At 70.3% G+C, this 20,364-nt stretch carries 15 protein-coding genes and 2 pseudogenes; 7 read left to right on the top strand and 10 right to left on the bottom strand.

The genetic code is table 11. The features are described 5' to 3' along the window. Positions 1-3: 3 nt before the first annotated feature. The 4 genes from ACLFMI_RS14705 to ACLFMI_RS14690 form a co-directional block, all read right to left on the bottom strand. Positions 4-2,520, bottom strand: a complete 2,517-nt coding sequence (locus ACLFMI_RS14705; RefSeq protein WP_410948403.1) for a transglycosylase family protein — start codon at positions 2,518-2,520, stop codon at positions 4-6. A gap of 181 nt (positions 2,521-2,701) precedes the next feature. Next, positions 2,702-3,850 carry a glycoside hydrolase family 16 protein gene (locus tag ACLFMI_RS14700; protein WP_410948402.1) on the bottom strand — a complete coding sequence of 383 codons (1,149 nt, stop codon included), beginning with the start codon at positions 3,848-3,850 and terminating at the stop codon, positions 2,702-2,704. Further along, positions 3,850-5,157 carry a MinD/ParA family ATP-binding protein gene (locus tag ACLFMI_RS14695; RefSeq protein WP_410948401.1) on the bottom strand — a complete coding sequence of 436 codons (1,308 nt, stop codon included), beginning with the start codon at positions 5,155-5,157 and terminating at the stop codon, positions 3,850-3,852. The genes ACLFMI_RS14700 and ACLFMI_RS14695 overlap by 1 nt, the downstream gene beginning before the upstream one ends. Positions 5,158-5,177: 20 nt before the next feature. After that, entirely contained in the window at positions 5,178-5,834 is a 657-nt protein-coding gene (locus ACLFMI_RS14690) for a hypothetical protein (RefSeq protein ID WP_410948400.1), read from the bottom strand. 730 nt (positions 5,835-6,564) lie between these two features. On the opposite strand from ACLFMI_RS14690, the gene ACLFMI_RS14685 reads away from it, so the two are divergent. Next, complete coding sequence (locus ACLFMI_RS14685; protein WP_410948399.1) at positions 6,565-8,001, top strand: hypothetical protein; 1,437 nt, start codon at positions 6,565-6,567, stop codon at positions 7,999-8,001. Here ACLFMI_RS14685 and ACLFMI_RS14680 read toward each other — a convergent pair. Then, positions 7,938-11,885, bottom strand: coding sequence for an NACHT and WD repeat domain-containing protein (locus ACLFMI_RS14680; protein WP_410948398.1), 3,948 nt, complete (start codon positions 11,883-11,885; stop codon positions 7,938-7,940). The genes ACLFMI_RS14685 and ACLFMI_RS14680 overlap by 64 nt on opposite strands. Positions 11,886-12,211: 326 nt before the next feature. On the opposite strand from ACLFMI_RS14680, the gene ACLFMI_RS14675 reads away from it, so the two are divergent. The 3 genes from ACLFMI_RS14675 (at position 12,212) to ACLFMI_RS14665 (ending at position 13,844) form a co-directional block, all read left to right on the top strand. Further along, positions 12,212-12,976: an RNA polymerase sigma factor gene (locus ACLFMI_RS14675; protein ID WP_410948397.1), complete on the top strand. Its 765-nt coding sequence runs from the start codon at positions 12,212-12,214 to the stop codon at positions 12,974-12,976. 19 nt (positions 12,977-12,995) lie between these two features. Further along, complete coding sequence (locus tag ACLFMI_RS14670; protein ID WP_410948396.1) at positions 12,996-13,373, top strand: hypothetical protein; 378 nt, start codon at positions 12,996-12,998, stop codon at positions 13,371-13,373. A gap of 249 nt (positions 13,374-13,622) precedes the next feature. Further along, complete coding sequence (locus ACLFMI_RS14665) at positions 13,623-13,844, top strand: hypothetical protein (protein WP_410948395.1); 222 nt, start codon at positions 13,623-13,625, stop codon at positions 13,842-13,844. A gap of 241 nt (positions 13,845-14,085) precedes the next feature. On the opposite strand, the gene ACLFMI_RS14660 is transcribed toward ACLFMI_RS14665, so the two are convergent. From ACLFMI_RS14660 to ACLFMI_RS14650, 3 genes are read right to left on the bottom strand one after another with little or no spacing between them, the layout of a single operon-like run. After that, a complete protein-coding gene (locus ACLFMI_RS14660) occupies positions 14,086-14,328 on the bottom strand; it encodes a hypothetical protein (RefSeq protein WP_410948394.1) in 243 nt (80 codons plus the stop codon). 41 nt (positions 14,329-14,369) lie between these two features. Next, a complete protein-coding gene (locus tag ACLFMI_RS14655; protein WP_410948393.1) occupies positions 14,370-14,822 on the bottom strand; it encodes a type II toxin-antitoxin system VapC family toxin in 453 nt (150 codons plus the stop codon). Then, positions 14,819-15,094, bottom strand: a complete 276-nt coding sequence (locus ACLFMI_RS14650) for an AbrB/MazE/SpoVT family DNA-binding domain-containing protein (protein ID WP_410948499.1) — start codon at positions 15,092-15,094, stop codon at positions 14,819-14,821. Before ACLFMI_RS14650 ends, ACLFMI_RS14655 begins: the two co-directional genes overlap by 4 nt. Before the next feature lie 209 nt (positions 15,095-15,303). On the opposite strand from ACLFMI_RS14650, the gene ACLFMI_RS14645 reads away from it, so the two are divergent. Next, complete coding sequence (locus tag ACLFMI_RS14645; protein WP_410948392.1) at positions 15,304-16,311, top strand: tyrosine-type recombinase/integrase; 1,008 nt, start codon at positions 15,304-15,306, stop codon at positions 16,309-16,311. Between the two features lie 600 nt (positions 16,312-16,911). Here ACLFMI_RS14645 and ACLFMI_RS14640 read toward each other — a convergent pair. Continuing rightward, a pseudogene (locus tag ACLFMI_RS14640) lies at positions 16,912-17,064 on the bottom strand (transposase); the annotation flags it as partial. 70 nt (positions 17,065-17,134) lie between these two features. On the opposite strand from ACLFMI_RS14640, the pseudogene ACLFMI_RS14635 reads away from it, so the two are divergent. Further along, positions 17,135-17,608 (top strand): annotated as a pseudogene (locus ACLFMI_RS14635) (transposase); the annotation flags it as partial. Between the two features lie 230 nt (positions 17,609-17,838). Here ACLFMI_RS14635 and ACLFMI_RS14630 read toward each other — a convergent pair. Continuing rightward, positions 17,839-18,648, bottom strand: coding sequence for an ABC transporter substrate-binding protein (locus tag ACLFMI_RS14630; RefSeq protein WP_410948391.1), 810 nt, complete (start codon positions 18,646-18,648; stop codon positions 17,839-17,841). 378 nt (positions 18,649-19,026) lie between these two features. Here ACLFMI_RS14630 and sbnA point away from each other — a divergent pair, with 378 nt between their 5' ends. Continuing rightward, on the top strand, positions 19,027-20,076 hold the full coding sequence (gene sbnA, locus ACLFMI_RS14625; protein ID WP_410948390.1) for a 2,3-diaminopropionate biosynthesis protein SbnA: 1,050 nt from the start codon (positions 19,027-19,029) through the stop codon (positions 20,074-20,076). Positions 20,077-20,364 lie beyond the last annotated feature (288 nt).

The following is a 20,364-nucleotide window of genomic DNA, read 5'->3' as shown; positions in this document are numbered from 1 at the left end:
GGATCAGCTGATGCCCAACTTTTTCGAGCAGGCCGGCCAGGCGTTCCAGCCCTGCTCGGCCTGGACCTTCTCGGCTACGGCGATCTGCTCTTCCTTGCTCGCCTCAGCCGCCGACCCGTGCCCTCCGTAGGCAGCCCAGGTGGACGGCGAGAACTGCAGGCCGCCCTCGTACCCGTTGCCGGTGTCGGTCGCCCAGTTCCCACCGGCCTCGCAGTCGGCGAGCTTGTCCCAGGTCGCGACGTCGGTCCCGGAAGCCGGGCCGCCCGCCGCGGCCGGGGCCGCTTGCGCCCCCTCGGGCTCGCGCGGCTCCTCGCCGCCGCCCTCAGCCGGCTCCGGGCCGCCCTGCCCCGGGCCCTGGTCGTCCGGGGCGGAGTCGCCGCCCGAGGACGAGTCCTCCCGCTGGTCCCCGGAATCACCCGGCTCGCCGCCGGAGGGTTCCTCCTGGCCACCGGCGCCACCGCTCTCGCCCGCACCGGCGTCGGTCGATCCGCTGTCGCGGCTGATGTCGGAGTCGCTACCAGTACCGGAGCTGTCGGCAGCGCCGGAGCCCTCCTCGGGCGCGCTCGACTCCTCCGAGGACGAGTCCGTCCCGGAGGCCGAGTCACGATCGGAGGCCGTGCTGTCCGCGGACCCGCCGCCGGAGCCGCTGTCGGCGGGTCCGGTGCTCTCGGCGCTGGAGCTGGTGTCGCCACCGTTGGTGTCGATCGCGGCGAGCTTCTCCGAGAGCTGCTCGGCCACCGGGTCGACGTCGGCGGCCTCCTTGACCTGCTCCGCGAGCTTCTCAGCACCGGCCTCCCAGCCCTCACCCGAGCTGGGCGAGGAGCTGCTGGACCCGGTGCCCGCGTCGCGGCTGGTGGACGTGCTGGTCTCGGCCTGATCTGAGCTGGACCCAGCCGAAGCGGGCGAGTCGGTGTTGCCCGGGGCGGGGGAGCCGCTGCCGCCGGAATCACGGCTGATCGAGTCCGAGCTGGGCGAGCCGCTGTCGGAGCTGCCGGTGCTCGACGGGCTGTCCGCCGAGGCTGGCGAGCTGCCCGATGAGGCTGCGGATCCCGTGTCGCCGGAGCCGGCGTCACCGGGTTTGAGGTCGTCGAGCTTGTCCAGATCGGCCGGGTCCGCGCCGAGCTTCTCGAGCTGGTCGCGATCCATCACCTGCAGCACCGAGTCCTGCACGCTGCCCGCTTCGGCGTCCTGGCTGGCGCCCAGGGTCTGCATGAGCTCGCCGACCAGGTCCATCGCGGCGCGCGCCTTCTCCATATCCTCCGCCGAGCCGGTACCACTCGACGAGCTCGAGGAGCTGGAACCGCTGCTCGACGTGTCATCGGAGCCCGACGAGTCCGGGGCCGATCCACTGCCGGATTCGCCCTCACCCGAGCCGGAGCCCGCATCCGCCGAGTCCGCAGCGGACTCGGCTTCGTCGGCGCCGGGCGAGCTGCTGCCCGAATCGCGCGACCCCGACGAACCCCCCTCGTCCGGGGCACCGTCCTCGCCCTCTCCCGCGGAAGGGGAGTCGCTACCCGAGTCGCGGTCCGGCCCAGACGAGGAGCCGCTACCGGCGCCGGAGCTGTCATCGCCACCGGCGCTGGAGGAGTCCTCGCCTCCGGAGCTGGGGGAGCCCTTGTCACCGTCGGTCGACGATTCATCGCCGCCGGGGTCGGAGGATTCACCGCCCGCACCGCTGTCCTCGCCGCCGGCGCCGGAGCTGTCATCGCCTCCGCCGCGGGAGGAGTCCTCGCCTCCGGAGCTGGGGGAGCCCTTGTCACCGCCGGTCGACGACTCGCCGCCGCCGGGGTCGGAGGACTCGCCACCCGCACTGCTGCCTTCGCCGCCCGAAGGCTCGCCACTACTGGGCTTCGACTCATCGCCGCCCTCGGGTGGGTCTTCCGCGGGCGCTGCCGGCGCCGGAGCGGCCACCGCCGGAGCGGCGGTGGCCTCGGCCTGGTCCGTGCAGGTTTCCGGCGGCGGCGGCTCGGCCTGCCGGTCCTTGTTCACCGCAGCCGGTCCACCCCCGGAGCCGGAACTGCTCACCGCCGGAGGTGGAGCGACCGCGCTCTGGGCGGCCTGGCCTGCGGATTCCACCGCGCCGGCCGCGCCGTCCGCGGCGCCACCAAGGGACTGGCCGATCCCCTCCAGCGGTCCACCGTCGGTGTCGGGTGGCGGGGGCTGTTTGGGCAGCAGATCGGCCGGGGTCGGGCCGTAGCCGGCCTTGGCCAGCCGGACCGCGACCTGCTGCAGCTGCGGGTCAGTGGTGCCGTTGAGCTGGTCGGAGACGTCCACGGCCTTCTGCCGCCACCCCGGCTCGTGGGTGGCCGGGGTGAACCCCAACCCCGAGATCTCGCGGGCCAGGCCCTGCGCGCGGGGGTCGGTGCTCACCGCCAGATCGGTCAGCAGCGCACGGGTCTGCGAGCGAGTCTCGCGCGCAGCGTCGAGCTGGCGCATCGCCTTGCCCGTGTTGCAGGACTCGGTCGTCAACCCCAGCTCGGCCGGCAGTGGGCTGATCGAGAACGCGGTCAGCCCGAGCATCGCACTGGCGGTCAGTATGGCCACCGTCGAGCGGCGCAGCACCGGACCGTGCGAGCGACGGGGGACATGAGCGGCCCAGGAGGGCCGGCGTGTTCGTGAACGAGGCATTACAGGGACTCCGACGTGATCGAGGGGGACTCACTGGAAACCGGAAAGGGACCGATCGAGCTGTGGGCGGCTGTCACCGGACTGCGGCCATACGCCCGCCCTTGCTGTTCTCTTCCTCGGTGATCGAGGTGCTGGAATCGGAGTCGGTGGACCCCTCACTGCCCTCGGAATCGGTCGACGACCCCTCGCCCTCACCGAGGGACCACTGTTTGACCGAGTCGTAGTGGACCTCGGCCTCGCCCCCGCCGCCGCCGTTGTCGGGGAACCAGTCGAGCTGCAGGCACAGGTGCATCGGGCCCGGCGGGAGGATCGAGGTGTCAGTGGTCTTCCACCACTCCTCACCGTCGAGGAAGGTGGTGATCCCCTCCGGGGTCCACTCGACGGCATAGTTGTGCCATTCGGTGGCGTCGACCTCGACCTCACCGTGCACCTGGCTGTTGTCCTCGCCGTAGTGCAGAAACATCTCGACCTTCTGCCGGCTCGAATCCATGATCTCGGCGAAATCGACCTCACCGCCGACCGGGAAGTTCTCCGCGGTCGGCCACAACAACGCGAGCGCGTTGTAGGCCTCATCGCCCTTCGGGGCCTTCATCCGGACTTCCCACCGGCCGTACTGCTGGGCGTTGCCCCACGCCATCCCACCGGTGGTGCCATCGGCGGTGCCGTTGATCGTCAGGATGCCGTCGGACACCGACGCCGCGTCCGGGGAGCGGACACCGTTGCCGGCGTGACCGGCGCCGTCGTAGAGGTTCCAGCCATCGAGACCAGCGGACTCGAAATCATCGACGACATCGGGTTCACCCCAGCCGAACGCCTCGGCCGCCGTCGCACCCTGCTGGGCCGAACCCGAGCTCGACCCGCCGCCAGAGCCCGACCCAGAGTCGCCGCCAGAACCCGAGCCGCTACCGCTACCGGACCCGGAACTTGAATCGCTACCGGAACCGGAGCCCTGGTCGTCCCCGGACCCACCGGACCCGGTGTCGGTGCAGGACTCCGGCACGAAATCGGGGTCGTCGGCCCCGACCTCGAGCAAGGCGTCGCGCAGCTCCTGTGCGCGCGCGGAGTCGTCCCCGTCCAGCTCGGCGAGCACGTGGGTAGCGGTGATCCGCCACCCACACTCCACCTCCTCGTCGGCCGGCGCGGTCGGAGACACCGCCGCCGCCGTCAGCGACGCCGACAGCGACAGCGCGGTCCCGAACCGCGCCCAGAACCTGGAGCGCATTACCAGGCCACGTCGGTGCGACGTTCACCCGCAGCGCGCCCGAGCGAGGTCGGGCAGCCATAGAAGCCCTCGGCCACGGTTGCGGCGATCTCGCGCGCGGCGGCGCGGGTTGCCGGCTTGAGCGCGTCGAGGTCGATCTGCCCACCGGCCTGCAGGTGCGGGTCCGGGGGCAGCGTGAGGACCGCACGACAGCGCTCCTGGAAGTGATCCAGAATCGGCTGCTTGTCGATGAAGGTGCTGTCCCGATCCTGAGACAGCACGACGACGGCCTTCTTCGCCAGGTCCGACCACTGGCGCGAGGCCAGCCAGTTCAGCGTCTTCGCTGCCCGTGAGGCGGCGTCCTGGGTCAGAGACCCCACGATGACCAGCGAGTCACACCGGGCCAGACCGCCCTGCATCGCCGAATGTGTAATTCCAGTACCACTGTCAGTCACCAGAACTTGGCAGAATCTGGACAATACGGACACAATGGCCTCGTAATCCTTCTGCGAGAACGCCTCACTCGACTCGGGTTCCTGCTCGGAGGTCACCACCTGCAGGCGATTGACCAGGTGCACGTAGCGGGACAGGTCGCTGAAACTGCGGATCTGGTCGAGGTTGTTCAGCAGCTTGCGCACGGTCAGCTGCGCGGCTTCGGTCTCGCCGACCAGGCGGTCGCCCAACGTCCCGGCGTCGGGGTTGGCGTCCACGGCCACGACCCGCTCACCACGCCCTTCGGCCAGGAACAACGCCAGCAGCGCCGACACCGTCGTCTTGCCGACCCCGCCCTTCAACGAGCTGACCATCACCGAATGCGAGCCATCCATCGGCGTGCGGATCTTGCGCTGTTGCCCGATCAACAGCTCTTCGGTCCGTGACAGGCCGGGGTTGAGGCCCGTGGCCCGGTACAGCGCGGCCCGCCAGCCCTGCTTCGGGGCCGTGGCCCGCGACCTGACGGCGTTGACGAACGGTTCGGGATGCCCGCCCGGAAAGTGCCCAGCCGCGCCGTAGTGCTCGGCCGGCCGCTCCGGCGCCGGGGCAGGCGGCGGAGTCGGTGCCGGCCTGGGCGGCGCGGATGCGCTCGGCGCGGAGACGCGGGCCGGTGCGGGCGTGTCCGCACGGACCGATGCCTCGCCGCGGGAGGCGCTGACCGGGCTCGACTCGGGGACCGGCCGAGTCTCGGTGGGGGCAGTCTCCTGCCGCTCGTCGCTCTCGGGGCCAGTGCCCGATGGCGGTGGGGGAGTGGACATCCACGCGAGGCTTGCGCTGTCCGGGGTCCAGGGGGTGTGGTTGTTGGACTCGGGCCGGGTGTGGTTGGTCGACGTCATGAGCGGCTACCTCGCGGGGGTCAGGCGGACGGGTCGGGGACCAGGTGGGGGTCGACGACCAGGCGGCCGTCGTCGGGGGCGCGGGTGATCGGCACGGTCATCCGGACCCAGCTCGAGCCGCCGGCCACCCAGCGCGGGTCGGCGCCCGGGGGAGCGCTCGACGGGCCCAGCAACCCCGGTGGCTCGACCGTCTCGACCGGATCCGGGACGGACTGGCTAGACGATGAGCAGGCGCGCGCGTACGGCGTGATCCGCACAATGACCTCGACGAAGACCACGACATCCGAGCGCCGGTAGATCCGGTTCGGCTGTGGTGAATCGGCGCGCTGCCGGCCCTCGCCCGACCACCCCCAGGTACATGCCTGGGGATCGGCGAGCAGAGGGCGCAACACCTCAGCACGGCGAGTCGGCTGGTCCTCGTCGTAGGACTGGAAATCCGCCGCGAACCGGCCGGCAAACGCGGTCGCCTCCAGATCCGAGATCGGCTCCAACGACCGCACCGACCGGGAGAACGAGTCCTCGGCCGCCGCATACCTGGTTACCGAGGCGCGGCCCGGCTCGGGCCGCCCAGCCGGCCCGACCCGACGCCGACCGTTGAGAGGAGGCTGCTGCGGCAACGCCACATTGAGCGGGACCTGCGGGGCCGCCAGCTCGGGCTCCCGGTCGAGAGCGCGCATCGCCGGCGGAGGCGTGGCCGGCGAGCTGTGGTCGTGCGCTCCAGCACGAAGGTTCGGGGTGATGTGGGTGTAGAGCTCCTGCTCGACGCTGCCGCCATCCGGGGCAGCGTCGGCCTCGGCCGGCGGGGTCGGCTCCGGTGCAGCGGTCGAGTCGTGCGTCGGCTGTGGTCGGCGCGGCGACTGTGGGTGACGCGACGGGGGAAGCCCCTGCCGGGAGGCCTCAGTCGTCTCAGGGGCACGAGAGTCCTCCCCGGTGGCGGGTCCCGTGCCGAGGCCCGGCGCCGTGCGCCACTGCGGCCCCGCCCGGGTCTTTGCCTTGGGCATCGTTACCGCCCCGGCTCTCGGTTGAGGTCGGTGTGCGCGGCCCCTGTCAACCGCTCCGAGTGGTACACGCCATGCCTTGGCACCACTTGAGCTCCCTTCCACGACCGCCGACGCTCCGGAACCCGCCGGTCGCCGGGGCTGTCCCACAGGCGGCACACAGTCGCCGGAGCACCGCCCCGTGATGGCGGTTCGAGAGGAGACCCGTCCCAGCCGGGGGAAAGTTCCCGACCGCAGGAACTTTTTTCGAGGAACCGTGTGGCCGCAGGGGTAGGCCATCACCGCGAGACTGGGACGGCCCCGTCGGGCGGCGAGGCGGGACGAGATCGAGAGCTGTCGGTGGCGGGCGGTAGCGTCGTTCTCCTGCCTGCCGCTCGGAACGGACCGACCCGCCAGCGACGGCACAGCCATGGCCCGCGCCGACGAGAAGGGCAACTCTGTGGACTGGCTGGATGAGAGCCGCTTCGCCGACATCCACACGTTTGTCTATTCCGGGATGCGCTTCGAGCCGGAGACCGGCGTCGCGGAATTCGACTTCGCACACGAGGGTAATGACCAGCGGTTGCATTTCATCGAGAACGTCGAGTTCCCGCTGCCTGATAGCGGTGTCAGCGCCGCGGGGCTGGCGACGTTCCATCGGGTCTTGGAGCTGCTCTACATAGCGGTCGGCACCTTCTACTACAAAGTGATGGCACCGCCGCAGGTGTCGATCACTGCTGTGCCGCTCGCCCCGGCGGCAGCGGACTGGGCTTGGCAGCTCTATCGCGACGGCCTCGCAGAGTATGCGCACCGCCACGCCTTGGAGTACGTTCTGGATCTCCCGGTGCACACCCGGTACCGAGTCCCGGCCGGCGTAGTGCACGATCTCGGGGCCAGCGGTCGCGCGCCGCTGGTCGGGTTCAGCGGCGGCAAAGACTCGATCGTGGCGCTGGAAGTCCTCAAATCCGGCGGCTTCGCCCCGGCCACATTTACGACCGATCGCCGAATCAAGCCACAACTCGAACTATTGATGCGGAAAGCGCAGGCCAGACTGCTGCGGGTGCGGCCCCGGTCGGACCCGCAACTGAAAGAATTGATGCGGCACACAGCGCTGCTGCGCGGTCATACCCCGCTCACCGCGATGACATCGCTGGTCGGAACCGCGGTCGCCGCACTCCACGGACTCGGGCCCGCGGTACTAGCCAACGAACGCTCGGCCGACGAGCCGAACCTGGTCTGGCGCGGCCGCGACGTGAACCATCAGTGGGCGAAATCCGCGGCGGCAGAACAGGCGCTCGACCGGGCGCTGCGTGAGCACGCGGGCATCGCCTCGGGCTGCTTCTCGCTACTACGTGGGATGGGCGAGCTGGAAATCTCCCGGTGGTTCGCCGCGCTCGAGGGCTACGACGAGCTGTTCAGCAGCTGCAACGTCGTGGTCCGGTCCACCGACCCGCACCGCACGCAGCGCTGGTGCCGGGACTGCGCCAAGTGCCGGTGGGTGTTCTTGGCGTTGGCGTCGGTCATGCCCCGGTCGCGGCTGGTCCGGATCTTCGAGCGAGACCTCCTCGACGATCGGGCGCAGGTCGAGGGATACCGCGCGCTGCTCGGGTTGGACGGACACAAACCGCTCGACTGCGTGGGCGAGATCGTGGAGGCCCGTGTCGCGCTCCGGCAGCTGGCCGAGGACCCGCAGTGGCGGGACACGGCCGTGCTCTGCGAGCTCGCGAGCCAGATCCCGCCCGTGGGACCCGACCAGACCGAGCGGGCGTGGCGGGTCGACCGGGTTGGGTCGGTGCCGGCGGCCTACCAGGCCGCGCTCGATCGTTGGTCCCCGAGCACTGCGGGGTCAGCGCACGGCGGGTCGTAGGACTCGTCCGGGGAGACGTAGGCGTCCCAGGCCTGCGGGGTCAGCGTGTCGGGGGTGGCGGCGCAGAGCTGGCGGATCGCCGCATGGACGTCGAGGTTTCGCAACAGCACGGTCTGGTCGCGCGCACCGCTGGCCAGCAGCGAACCGGTCGGTGCGAACTCGGCGGAATAGACGTTGTCGGTGTGCCCGGTGAGCGGATTCCCGATCGCGGCCGGCCGGGTCGGGCGCGCGACGTTCCACAAGGCCACGGTGCTGTCGTGGCTGGCGGCGGCCAGGGTGGCGCCGTCAGGGCTCCACGACGCCTCACCGAGCACGTTGCTCTGCTCGGTCAGCGGCGGGCCCAGCGCTCTCGCGGAGGCGGGGTCGCTGGTGTCCCAGATGCGGACCGTGTGGTCGTAGCCGGCGCTGGCCAGCCGCATGCTGTCCGGGCTGAAGGCTAGCCCGTAGATGTTGTCGGTGTGCCCGACCAGTGGGGCGCCAGCGGCGTGTGCGCGGGCGGGGTCGCTGGTGTCCCAGAGCCGGACTTGGTGGTCGTGTCCCGCCGTGGCCAGGGTGCGCCCGTCCGGGCTGAAGGCGAGGGAGGCGACGATCTCGTCGGGTGTGCCGGGCAACGAGACGTTCAGCGGCGTGGGCCGCGTCGGGTCGGTGAGCTCGAACAGCCGGGTGACGCCGTCCGCGCCGCCCACGGCGAGGGTGCGCCCGTCGGGGCTGATCGCCTGGCCGCCGACCTCCACGGGCAGTACGAGGTCGGGTCCCAGCTGGGTGGGCTGGCGCGGGTCGCGCATGCTCCAGAGCCGGATGGTGCGCCCGGCGCTGCTGACCAGCACGTTGTCGTCGCGCCCGGCGAAATCGACATTGAACCCGCGTGCGCGTAGAGCACCGCCCTGTGACAACGGGGGACCCATCCGAGCTGGCGAGCTCGGATCGGTGGTGTCCCACAGATAGATCGAGTTGTTGTCCAGGTTGCCGACCGCGAGCATCCCGCCGTTGTCGCGGAACGCCAGATCGACCGCGGTGCCTGAGCTGGCGGTCAGCCGGGTCTCCGGTAGCGACCACACCCGGATGATCCCGTCGCCGCTACCGGCGATCAGCTTGTTCCCGTCCGGGCTGAACTGGACCGATCCGATGCCGCGGCCGCTGTCGGTGCGCAGGGGCTGGCCCAGTGGGATTGGGTCGGTGGGGTCAGCGATGTTCCACAAGGTCACGCTGCTGTCTGACGACGCTGCGGCCAGGATGGTGCCGTCCGGGCTGATCGCCGTGGCGAGAATGGACGACGCACGGTCGACGGGCGGTTGTGCGATCGGCTGGGGCCGGGCCGGATCCGAGGTGTCCCACAGCCGGAGGGCTCCGGCCACGCCGCCGGCGGCGAGGATCTTCCCGTCGGGGCTGACCGCGACGGCCTGGGTCCGGGGTGTGCCGCCGTCCAGCGGTGGCAGCGCGACCGGACGGGCGGGGTCGGCGATGTTCCACCGGGCGACCGTGCCCTCGTCGCCCGCGGCCGTCAGCGTGGTGCCGTCCGGGCTGACCACCAGCCCGCTGCCATAGGCCTGGGTGCTCGCGCCCGGGAGCCGTGCGCCGAGGTCGACCGGTTGGGTGGGGTCGGTGATGTTCCAGAGTCGCGCGACGCCGTCCTCGTCCATCGCGATCAGCAGCCTGCCGTCCGGGCTGACGGTGAGCGCGCTGATCTCCGCTGGTCCGCTGGGTAACTCTGGGGTCAGCGCGGTGGGGCGGGCCGGGTCGGCGACGCTCCATGCCTGCAGCACGCTCTGTCTCGACTTCGCGTTGTCCACACTGCTGATCACGATCGGGCGGGCGGGAACCACCGCGAGACCGGTTACCGGTCCGGTCACCGGGAGTGTGCTGGTGGGGTGATGTGTCCCGGCCCGATCGGCGCCCCACACCCGGATGGTGTCGTCGTCGCTGCCGCTGACCACCGCGGAGCCCGCGATCACCGCGCGCGCCACGCCGCGGTGACCGCGCAGCGGGTGTGCCAGTGGCTGGTTCTGGGTGTCGAGCAGCGTGGTGTAGAGCGCCGGGTCGGGTTGGCGCTGATAGGCGGTGAGGTAGAGCTGTGCGGCCAGCGAGGGGTCGGTCGGTTGCAGGGCCTTCGCCTGAGCCTTGACTTCGGCGAGGATGGCGCGCTGCTGCGACTGGTACCTGGTCACCGCCTGATGGCCGGCGAAGACGGCCAATGCGACAATCACCGTGACCACCGAGACCGCCGCCACGCGTAGCCGCCACCGGCGGCGGGCGAAGCGGTGCTCCTGCGCATCCGCCGCGGCGAGGAACTCACGCGTGATGCGGGTGCCGCTCACCGCCCCGGACGCCGGACCAGTAGTAACGCGGTGGGCGTCGGTGAGCAGGGTGCCCCGATGCAGCTGCTCGTCGGGCCGGCCGGCCTCGTCCCAGAGTCGGGCCGATCGTTCGATCGCTTGTCGACGCACGTGGTCGGTGCGCTCGGAGTCGATCGCGTCGCGTAGAAGCGGCCATTCTCGCCACAACGCTTCATGCGTGATCTGCACGGTGGTCTCACCGACGGTGACCAGCCGCGCCGCGGCCAGAACGTCCAACGCGTGGGCGGTCGGGCCGCCCGCGGGCGGAACCACTTCGTGCCGGCTCAGCCTCTGGTGGGTGTCCTGGCCGGGGTGATCCCCGACCCGGACCATCCGCACGAGCAGCGCCAGGGCGGTCTCGCCGACCCCAGCCGCCTGGAGCCGTTCCCACGCCTGGGTGGCGGTGTGCGCGACCGCGCCGTCGAGGCCGCCGACCCGGTCGTAGGCGCGCACGGTCATCGGCCCGGACTGGTTCATCAGGCGCAGCACGTGGGAGATCAGAGGCAGCTTGCCCTCGATCATCCCGCCGTTGCTCACCCCGGCATCGGCGAGCAACCGGTTGACGAGGTCGTTGCCGACAGTGATACCCGCTCGCCGGGCCGGCTCCTTGATCGCTTCGGTCAAGGCCTCGCCGGTGAGTGGATCCAAGTTGAATGGAGCGTCGAGCACTGGCTTCAGTGACGGCATCTTCCGGAGGTCCGGGTAGAACTCGTTGCGGCAGGCGAGCACGACGATCGCGGCCGCGTGCCCCGCTCCGGCGGCGGCGTCCGTGGCCCGAGGTGTTGCCATGTCGAGCAGAGCGGTCACGAACTGGTGCCGAACCTCCTGGTCGGCCTGGAAGATCTCCTCGAACTGGTCAACCACCAGGATCATCTGTCGCTCGGGAGTCGGCCGTACGGCTGCACCCTCAGCGCCGGCCGGAGCGACGTCGCCGTCGTGGAGAGCCTCAGCTAGAGCCAGCAGTGGTTCCGGCCCGGGGGTAATCACCTCGGCTGGCCACTCGGCGACTGTGGTGTCTGGGCTGAGCCCGTGCTGGGCGAGTGCAGGAAGCAAGCCGGCCGCCAGCAGGCTGCTCTTCCCGATCCCGGATTGCCCCAGAACGAGCAGGATCCCGCCGGTCGACGACTGGTACAGCCCCTCGAGCCGAGCACGTACCGCCTCAATGTCGCGGTCGCGGCCGAAAAATCGTTCAGCATCGTCGCGGGCGAACGGTTCCAGGCCTTGGTAGATGAGTTGTGTCGCGTGCCCGTCAGCGCCGTTCCCGCGGCCGGACTCGCGCAGCGCGCGGTCGTAGGCATCGCGCCACCACGCGGGGCGCAGCAGGGTCTCCCGTACCTGGCGCGATGGGTTCCTGCTGCGCTCCCGGACTCCGAGCACCATCAACTCCAGTGGGCGGAAGCCGGTGGGCAGTGTGGCGCCGCTCAGCCAGCGACTGATGGTCGGGCGCGACGGCGCCTCCGCGCCGCCGATCTGCGCCGCCCACTCAGCCAGTGCGCGCGCCGACGCGGGCCGCGACCCCGGCACCCGCCGCAGCGCGTCCAGGTACCCCACGAACCACTCCGGTGCAGCCACCTACGCCCCCACGAGTTTCTCACTGAGCAACGATTTCGCCCCTACTGACCTGGGCAGATCGCTCCATTCTCGACACGGTCTGCCCACGCTGGGTCGCCGCTGGCGTATCGCGTCGAGGTACCTCACAAGCCACTCCGATGTAGCCACACCTACAACCCCACGGGGTGCTCACTGATCACCGAATCGGCCCGTCCTGACCTGGGCAGAGTGCTCCACTTCTGACACGTCGGCCCACGCTGTGTCTCTTTCGAGCAACGCTGAGTCACGTCTGAGGGGATCATCGTATAAGCCGAGGTGGCAACTGAATGTCCGACTGCGCGAACCTGACCGCGGCGGCTCAGAACATCGATCTCCCCGAAGGGGGGGTCCCGGTCACTCGATACGGACTCGCACCGGCCACGGTCCGGGACATCAGGGGCACGTCCACCATCGCCGGCGGCGGAGCCAACCGTGCGACCGGCGGACAGGTCCGAGCGCTCGACTCGCCGCCAGATGTCGAACTGTTGCGCGCCCATCTGAATGGTGACCCGCAGTCGTTCAACGAGCTGATTCGGCGCCACCGCACGCTGCTGCGCGTCGTCGCCCTACGGGTCCTCGAAAATCACTACGACGCCGATGACGCTGTGCAGGACGGCCTCCTGCGTGCCTTCCGTAGCGCCCACACCTACGTCGGGCGTAGTTCGGTCGGAGCCTGGCTTCGCACGATCATCGAGAACACCGCTCGCACCGCCGCCCGCAACCGGCAACGCGACCAGCGCCGCGTCACCGACATCTCCACCAGCCGCCTGGCCGACGCCGAACAGGCCGGTGCCGACCCTGCGGAGGTGGTCACAGACCGGGCTCTCATCGCTGCGGCGCTGGCCGAGATCCCTGACCCGTGGCGCCGCACCTTTGAGTTGGTCAAGGTCAACGGGCTGTCCTACGCGGAAGCCGCTGAGGTCCTCGATGTCCCCGTCGGGACCGTCCGCAGCCGCATCAACCGGGCCAACGCCGCCCGGGCACAGCTCCGGGCGCAGGCACGCCAAGATGGCGGGAACCTTTTAGGCTCCTCCGTGAGTCTCCTCTACTGACCAGCGCATCGGAGCGGCTGTGACCACACCGCCCGAGGACCCCAACTCCCCGGCACCGTTCAGCTGGGAGGACCTGGCGGACCTGCGCGCCGGGATACTCACCGCCGAAGAAGAGGAACGGCTACGCATCCTGATGGACCATAACCCTGACCTCGCTCAGCGCATGCTGGCCGACCTCGCCGCAGTCGAGACAGAGTTCCCAGACCCGCCCAACGCGCACGACCCGCTCCAAGTACCGCCCCACGTGGCCGCCCGGTGGCAATCGGCGATCGCGCGGGAAGCCGAACGCCGCGCTTACGAATACTCCACCGACCCAGACGCCAAATTGGACAGTTCTGGCACTACGGGACCAGAGCCGAACGACCACTATGCCGAACCGCCTGACCAGGAGGTGTGAAAAGGCGTCCGCGGCGTGATCGACCGGTCGCCGCAGGTGAGGCGGTGGACGTTCCCCGACCAGCTGTCGCCACGACCTGTCCGGCGCCCCGGAACCGGCGCTGCCCGAACTCGTCGAACGCCTCGCACACGAACGCCTCCGCCACGGCGAACGAGCATGACCCGCACCCGGCCCCCGCGTGGGGCCACGGCCACCCCGACACGCGCGCGGCTGTCATCGGCGGGCGCCGAGTCTCGTACGCTTCGCGGCATGTCGTCCCCCGAGGTGGAGCGCCGGCTCAGGCAGCAGGGCGCCGATGTTGACTCCCTGTACGAGATCAGCGGCCGCATCGAGGGCAAGGTCGACGCGCTGGACGAGCGCGTTGGCGCGCTGGACGAGCGGGTAGGCACGCTGGCCGTACGGATGGATGAGCGGTTCGCCGCGACCGACGCGAAGCTCGACGCGATCTTGGAGCGGCTCAACCGCGACTGAGCGGACCGCTCTCTCCCGGAACCTCGTGAGGTGACCCTCATGATCGGGGTCGTGGGTCGCGGTGCCAGTCGTGAGCCGCGCGGACAGGGGCGCGTAGGACCGCGGGACGCGGCCTGCCACTCGGCTGCGGCACGGTCGACCCGCACGACCACGAGCGTGGTCCGCATCCAGCAGGACGCCGGCCGATCCCGATGATCGTAGTGATCCGCGCGGTGCGGGCCGTCGACACGACTGGCACTGGTCAGTGGGACCGGTGGCGCCCGGCGCGGATGGGCACGACCGTCGCGCCCACGTCGGACGCGGGCGCGGCGGCGTCGGCGCGCAGCCCGTGCTCGGTCAGGTGGGCCGGCAGCTCGCCGCGGTGTTGGCGGATCAGGACCTCGTCCTCGGTGATGCCGAGCCCGGTGGCGGCCTCGGCGGGGGTGAGTGCGGTGGTGCTAGCGGGGGCGGAGCCCGGGCCAGGAGTGATCGGATCGGACGGCATCAACGCGGTCTCCTCGGATGTGACTGGGTCGGCGCGGTCTCTTACCGGATGGACACGACAGTGACTCCGGTCTCGAGCGCGGTCCAGGCGGTGTCGGCGGTGACCGCGGGCCCGCCGAGGCGGGCGGCCAGGGCCAGGCAGCAGCGGTCGCCCAGGGACAGCCCGGCGGTGCGGGTGGCCGGCCACAGCTTCGCCGCGGCGATCGCGTCGGCGGCATCGACGGGTTCGGTGCGGATCCCGAGGGTGCGCAGCTGGCCGACGGTGCGGTCGGCGTCGACGCCGCGCTGGGCCAGTTTCTGGTGGACCTCGCAGAGGTTGACCGCGGAGATCACGGCGGCGTCGAGGTAGCCCTGCACGATGTCGGCGCCGGGTTCGTCGCGGAGCCAGGCCAACACCGCCGACGCGTCGAGCACCGCCGGAGCGCCGTCGGGGCGAGCCGGGGAGACCGGGGGCTCGGCGCCGGGTCCGGCCGGGGAGTCGTCCGGGGTGTTCACGAGCTGCGGTCCTCGGTAGCGGCCTCGGCGCGGCGCTCGGCGATCAGCTCGTCGGCGGCCGAGGTGTCCGGGTCGCCCTGCCAGGACGCGGCGACCTCCCGACGGATCCGCGCGACCAGCTGGTCCCGGGACTCCATCACCACACGCCCGTCCTCCACCGACAACAGCAGTGCCGAGCCCTCACTCAGCCCGAGGTCGCGTCGCACCTGGGCGGGGATGAGCACTCGCCCGTCCCGATTGACGATGACCTCGGATCGATCGGGGTTACCCATCGTTTCCGACATCTCAACAGAGTACCCGACACTAGGCCCTGATGTGTCGTTGCCCGCCGTGTGTTGTCGACGTGAACGCTACACCACACAGAGGTGCGCACAACCTGTGGGCGTGAGGCGAACTGATGGCGATAGCCACACGCAAACCCATAGTTGGCATAATGGTAAATATGCCAACCTCAGATAGAGGCCGATCGAGCGCCGCACCGGTGCACGGTGAAATCATCGTCGCAGCCCTTGACGACGACCGCACCGCTGTGGATCAGGTACGGCCGCGGCGGCGCGAGACCATCGCTGGCGCCTGGCTGCTGTCGGTCCGCTCGCCGCGCACCCGCGACGCTTACCGTGTCGACCTGCAACAGTTCTTTCGGTGGGCCGACACGTTCGGTATCGACGCGCTGCGCCCTGCCCGGGTCCACGCCGACGGCTACCGCGAATGGCTGCAGACCACCGCGCGCGGCCACCACGACACCCGCTACGCCGACGCCACCGTGGCCCGCAAACTCACCGCCGTGTCCTCGTTCCTGCGCTACGGCGCCCGGCACTTCCCCGCCGACGTGCCCGCCAACCCCTTCGGCGACGTGGCCCGGCCCGAACTCGACGACGACTCGCAGACCGTCGGCCTGGACCTCGACGAGGCCGGCGAGCTCCTGGCCGCCGCCGCACGCATAGGTTCGCGGGAGCGGGCGCTGATCGAGGTCTTCCTCGGCACTGCCCTGCGGGTGTCCGAGCTCGCCGCGGCCGCGGTCACCGACCTCGGCGAAGAACGCGGCACGATGACCCTGCAAGTGCGGCGCAAGGGCGGGCGGCGCGCCCGCATCGCCGTCCCCGACGAAGCCGCGGTCGCGCTGCGCGACTACCTCGGCAAGCGAACCAGTGGGCCGCTGTTCCAGTACCGGGCCGCCTGGCCCAGCCGCCAGGTGATCGCCCACGCGATTGACCGGATCGCTCGCGCGGCCGGGCTCGGCGCCAAGGGGGTCAGCCCGCACTCGTTGCGGCACACCGCCGCCACCATCGCCCTCGACGAGGGCCGCGACCTTCGAGATGTGCAGGACATGCTCGCGCACAAAGATCCCCGCACCTCCCGACGCTACGACCGCGCCCGCGGACGCCTCGACCGCGCCGCTGGCCGCACCGTCACCGCCGCTCTGCACCGGACACGACCGGAACCCGCGCGCGGTACCGAACCCGGGATCGCACCGGAAGACGAAATGTAACGAGAGCCCGCATGGGCGCTTGGCGGCGCGGGTGCACGGCGGTACCGCTCACCGCCACCGAGCACAACGCGCCCGGACCTCCGGACAGTTGCGCACCGCAGGTCCGGCACTGAGGTGAGGCCCAGTAAACCTACGCAACACAGTCCTGCTTCTGTCGCGTAGCGCGACGCGCTCGCTACCCGAGATTCGATGCAATGATCCTGTCCTGTCTCACCGAAGTTGATGCCCCTGTCACAATCGGGGCATCGGCGGTGAGGCGGAGGTTGGCTGGTGACCGAGACCAGGTTGCGGACGCTTCGCGGAGGACACCGCCGAACGACCGCTGGGCATCAGGAGTCACCGGTGCCCTGCTAGTCCAACCGGGCCAGAGCCGCCAGGTCATGGCCGTGACCGGCGAACTGCGCCACCTCCGTTCTGATCGTGTTCTGGAACCCGGCGACCAAGCCGTCTCGAATGAGCTGGGTCTGGATGGCCTCGGTGACGCCCGTGCGTGGGCCAGCTGGCACGTCGAGCGTCGAGGTGGTGTGGGCCAGGATCGTTCGGTCGTCGAGCTGTCGCCTGGCCCCAACCGGGAGCCTCTACCGAACCCGGGGCGGTTCAACGCGTCACGGGTGCGAGGCCGGCGTAGGCGGCCAGGTGTCCGGCGGTGGGGAACGCGCTGCCATCGCCGACGATGGTGAGGATCTTGATGGCGGTCCTGGCCCCGAGTCCGGGCATCGAGGTCAGGACCAGCCCAAGAGGGTGGGCCTCCAGGCGAGCTTCGAGCTCGACAGCAAGGTCGTTGCGTTCGGCGTGGACGTCGCGCAGTTGGGCGGCGCCGCCGGCGATCACGAACCTCAGCGCTGCCGCGAGCGACGCGTTCCAGCAACACCCCGACTACGCGATCATCACCAGCTTCGACGGCCTCGGTGACCTCACCGGCGCCCGCGTGTTGGCCGAGATCGGCGACGACCCGACCCGCTTCGCCGACGCCCGAGCGCTCAAGGCCTTCGCAGGATCCGCCCCCGTCACCCGCGCTTCGGGCGGAAGCATCTCCGTCACCCGCCGCATCGTGAAGAACAACCGGCTCGCCGCAGTCGGCTTCGTCTGGGCCTTCGCCGCCATCCCCAGACCCGGTCCCGCCAAGCGGCACTACGACCGGCGACGAGCTCGGGGTGACCGGCACGCCGCAGCGCTGCGCAACCTTTACAACCGCCAACTCGGTCAGCTCTACCACTGCCTGCAGACCCGTCAGACCTACGACCCGATCAAGGCGTTCCCCGAGTCAGCGACCCACTTCCTGGAACACGCGGCTTGACTCCTTAACAAGATCGGAGGTCTATCAGCGGTCGTTGGCGCCCTCCGGCCGCGGTGACAACACCCCCCCAGATCATCGAGCGACAGGGGCAACAAGTCATGCCGTGGCCGGTGGCCTGCAAGCCCTCACCGGGCTTGATCAAGAAGGTAACGGGGGCGGGTTCAGCCCGATCCAAAGCTGCTCGAGGTACGTGGCGGATCGACAGCGAACCCCGCGACGGTGCTCACCACTTAGGCCGCGGAGGCGTACCGCGCGAGGTCGTCGAGCACCCGGTTCGCCGCGAGCGGGCCGATCCCGAGATACCAGAGGTCGTCGCTGACGGGGTGCGCATCGCCGCGGCTGACCGCGCCGAGGCGCTGCCACAGAGGACCGGCGGCGAGCTCGGCCTGCTTGCTTGCGCCGTCCTGCCCATAGCCTGCGTAGAACAGCAGATCACCGTCGGCGGAGGAGAGCTGTTCCGGGCTGACCTGAACGAACGTTTCCTCCGTGCGCGCGATCTGGGGCCGTGCGAATCCGACGTCGTTCAAGATCGTCCCGATGAACGAGCCCTCGCCGTAGACCCGGACACCGTTCGCCATGAACCGCACCATGCTGACCTCGACGCTCCCTGGGGTGCCGAATCTCGGCCCCAGCGCTTGGGCCTTCGCCTCGTACTCACCGAGGACGCGTTCGGCCTCGTCCGACTTGCCCAGGGCAGCGCCCGCCAGTCGGAAGTTCTCCTTCCAGGCCTTGCCGACAGTTTCGGCGAAGACCGTGGGAGCGATCCCCCTGAGCTGCTCGTAGATGTCCTTGTGGCGAACGCTGTTGGACAAAATCAGGTCGGGCTTCAGGGCGGCGATGGCCTCCAGGTTCGGGTTCTGGATCGTGCCGACCTCCTCGATGTTCTTCGCCTGGTCCGCCAGGTAGGACTGCGGACCGGTCGCCCCGTCCGCGTGCACCGTGCCGACCGGTGTGACACCGAGTGCGAGGGCGGAGTCGAGCTCACCGGTGTCGAGGACGACGACGCGCTGAGGGTCCTGCGGCACCTCGGCCGTACCCATCGCGTGCTGGATCTCACGAGTTGGACCTTCGGCCTCTCCGCCTGAGCCGGCACAGCCAGCGACTCCGAGACCCAATACGGCGATGATCGCGGCGAGTAACCGCCCTGCATGTGACACGTTGCCTCCTGACGGCTCGTCTTAACGAAGGCTAATCAATACAGCAGTGATGCGATCATGCGCCAGGCTCAATATGTGCACTTCCGCTCGGGGTGGCGTCACTCTTGGATGTCCTACCTGTCCGAACTGCGTGTCTCGCTCCGGGGCGACGCGGGAGTCCTCTGTCACGCTCCGTCGCAACTGTGGACTCTGAGGGATGGTCAAGTTAGGTTTGCCTCGCTTAAGTGAAGGCAACACCTGTTACGCGCCGACGGAGGTAGTGTGCCGCCGACCCATCCCTCGATCGAGCCGATCCTGGGCAGTGTCCTCGACTGTGTCGGGGTGACGCCGCTGGTCTCGCTCGATCGAATGTTTCCCGATGCCGACATCCAGGTTCTCGCCAAGCTCGAGCTGATGAACCCGGGCGGCAGCATGAAGGACCGCACCGCCCGACACATCGTCGTCGGCGGCCTGGAGGATGGGTCGATCTCGCCGGGCGGCCGTCTGGTGGAGTCCAGCTCCGGCAACTTCGGAGTCGCCGTCGCGATGGCGGCCCGGGTGCACGGGTTGCAGTTCACCTGCGTTGTGGACCCGATGGCTTCTGCCGCGAACATCGCCATCATGCGGTCACTCGGCGCCGCCGTGGAGCGGATCGAGACACCGGCCGAGACCGGCGGATACCTGGCCGCCCGGCTAGCTCGGGTCCAGCAGATCCTCGCCGATGAGCCGGACGCCTTCTGGATTAATCAGTACGCCAACGACCGCAACTGGCTGGCGCATTACCACGGGACCGGCGCCGAGATCGCCGATGCGCTGCTACTCCCGCCGACAGTTCTGATCGCCCCGGTCAGCACCACCGGAAGCATCCTCGGCTGCGCCCGCCGGCTCCGCGAGCACGCTCCCGATCTGCGGGTGGTGGCCGTCGACGCGGTCGGATCGGTGATCTTCTCGGGCGACCGCGCATCCCCGCCCGGCTCCCGAGAGCTGCCCGGCGCGGGCTCCAGCCGCGTCCCCGAGCTGCACAGCCCGAACGAGATCGACGACGTGGTCCACGTCGACGATGCGACGGCCGCCGAGGCATGCCGGGAGCTCCTGCTCACCGAGGCCATATTCGCCGGTGGTTCGACCGGATCGGTGGTGGCCGCGGTCCGACGGATCCTGCCGACCCTGGAACAGCCGGCTCGGGTGGTGGCGTTGTTCCCCGACCGCGGTGACCGCTATCTCGACCGGATCTACGACGACGAGTGGCTGGACCGGGCGCGGGAACGCGCCGGGCGTCCGGCCGACACGTACGGTGGAGCCCCGGCGATGACCGCGGTCGGAGCCACCTGATGGTCGACGACACATCCCCCGGGCGACGGGTGACCGCTGACCTGCTCGAAGCGGCAGCGATCGAGGGCCTGTGGAGGCTCGGCGAACGTGAGCTCGGCCCTCCGCCGCCCGGGCTACCGCCTGCGGCGCCCGCACCGGGCACCGGGTGGGTGCGGATCGATCTGCCGGGCGGCGGGTGGCTGGCCTGGTCCGCCACTGACGGAACGCCGGTTACCCGTACCCGGTATGCGGGCGGCCCGGTTTGGTACCGGGAGACAGCTGAGCACCGCTCGGCGTACCCGGTCGGTC

The sequence above is a fragment of the Pseudonocardia nantongensis genome, from assembly GCF_046546495.1.
Taxonomy (GTDB): domain Bacteria; phylum Actinomycetota; class Actinomycetes; order Mycobacteriales; family Pseudonocardiaceae; genus Pseudonocardia; species Pseudonocardia nantongensis.
The sequence above is the reverse complement of the archived record's forward strand: the minus strand, read 5'-3'. Positions and strand labels throughout refer to the sequence as shown.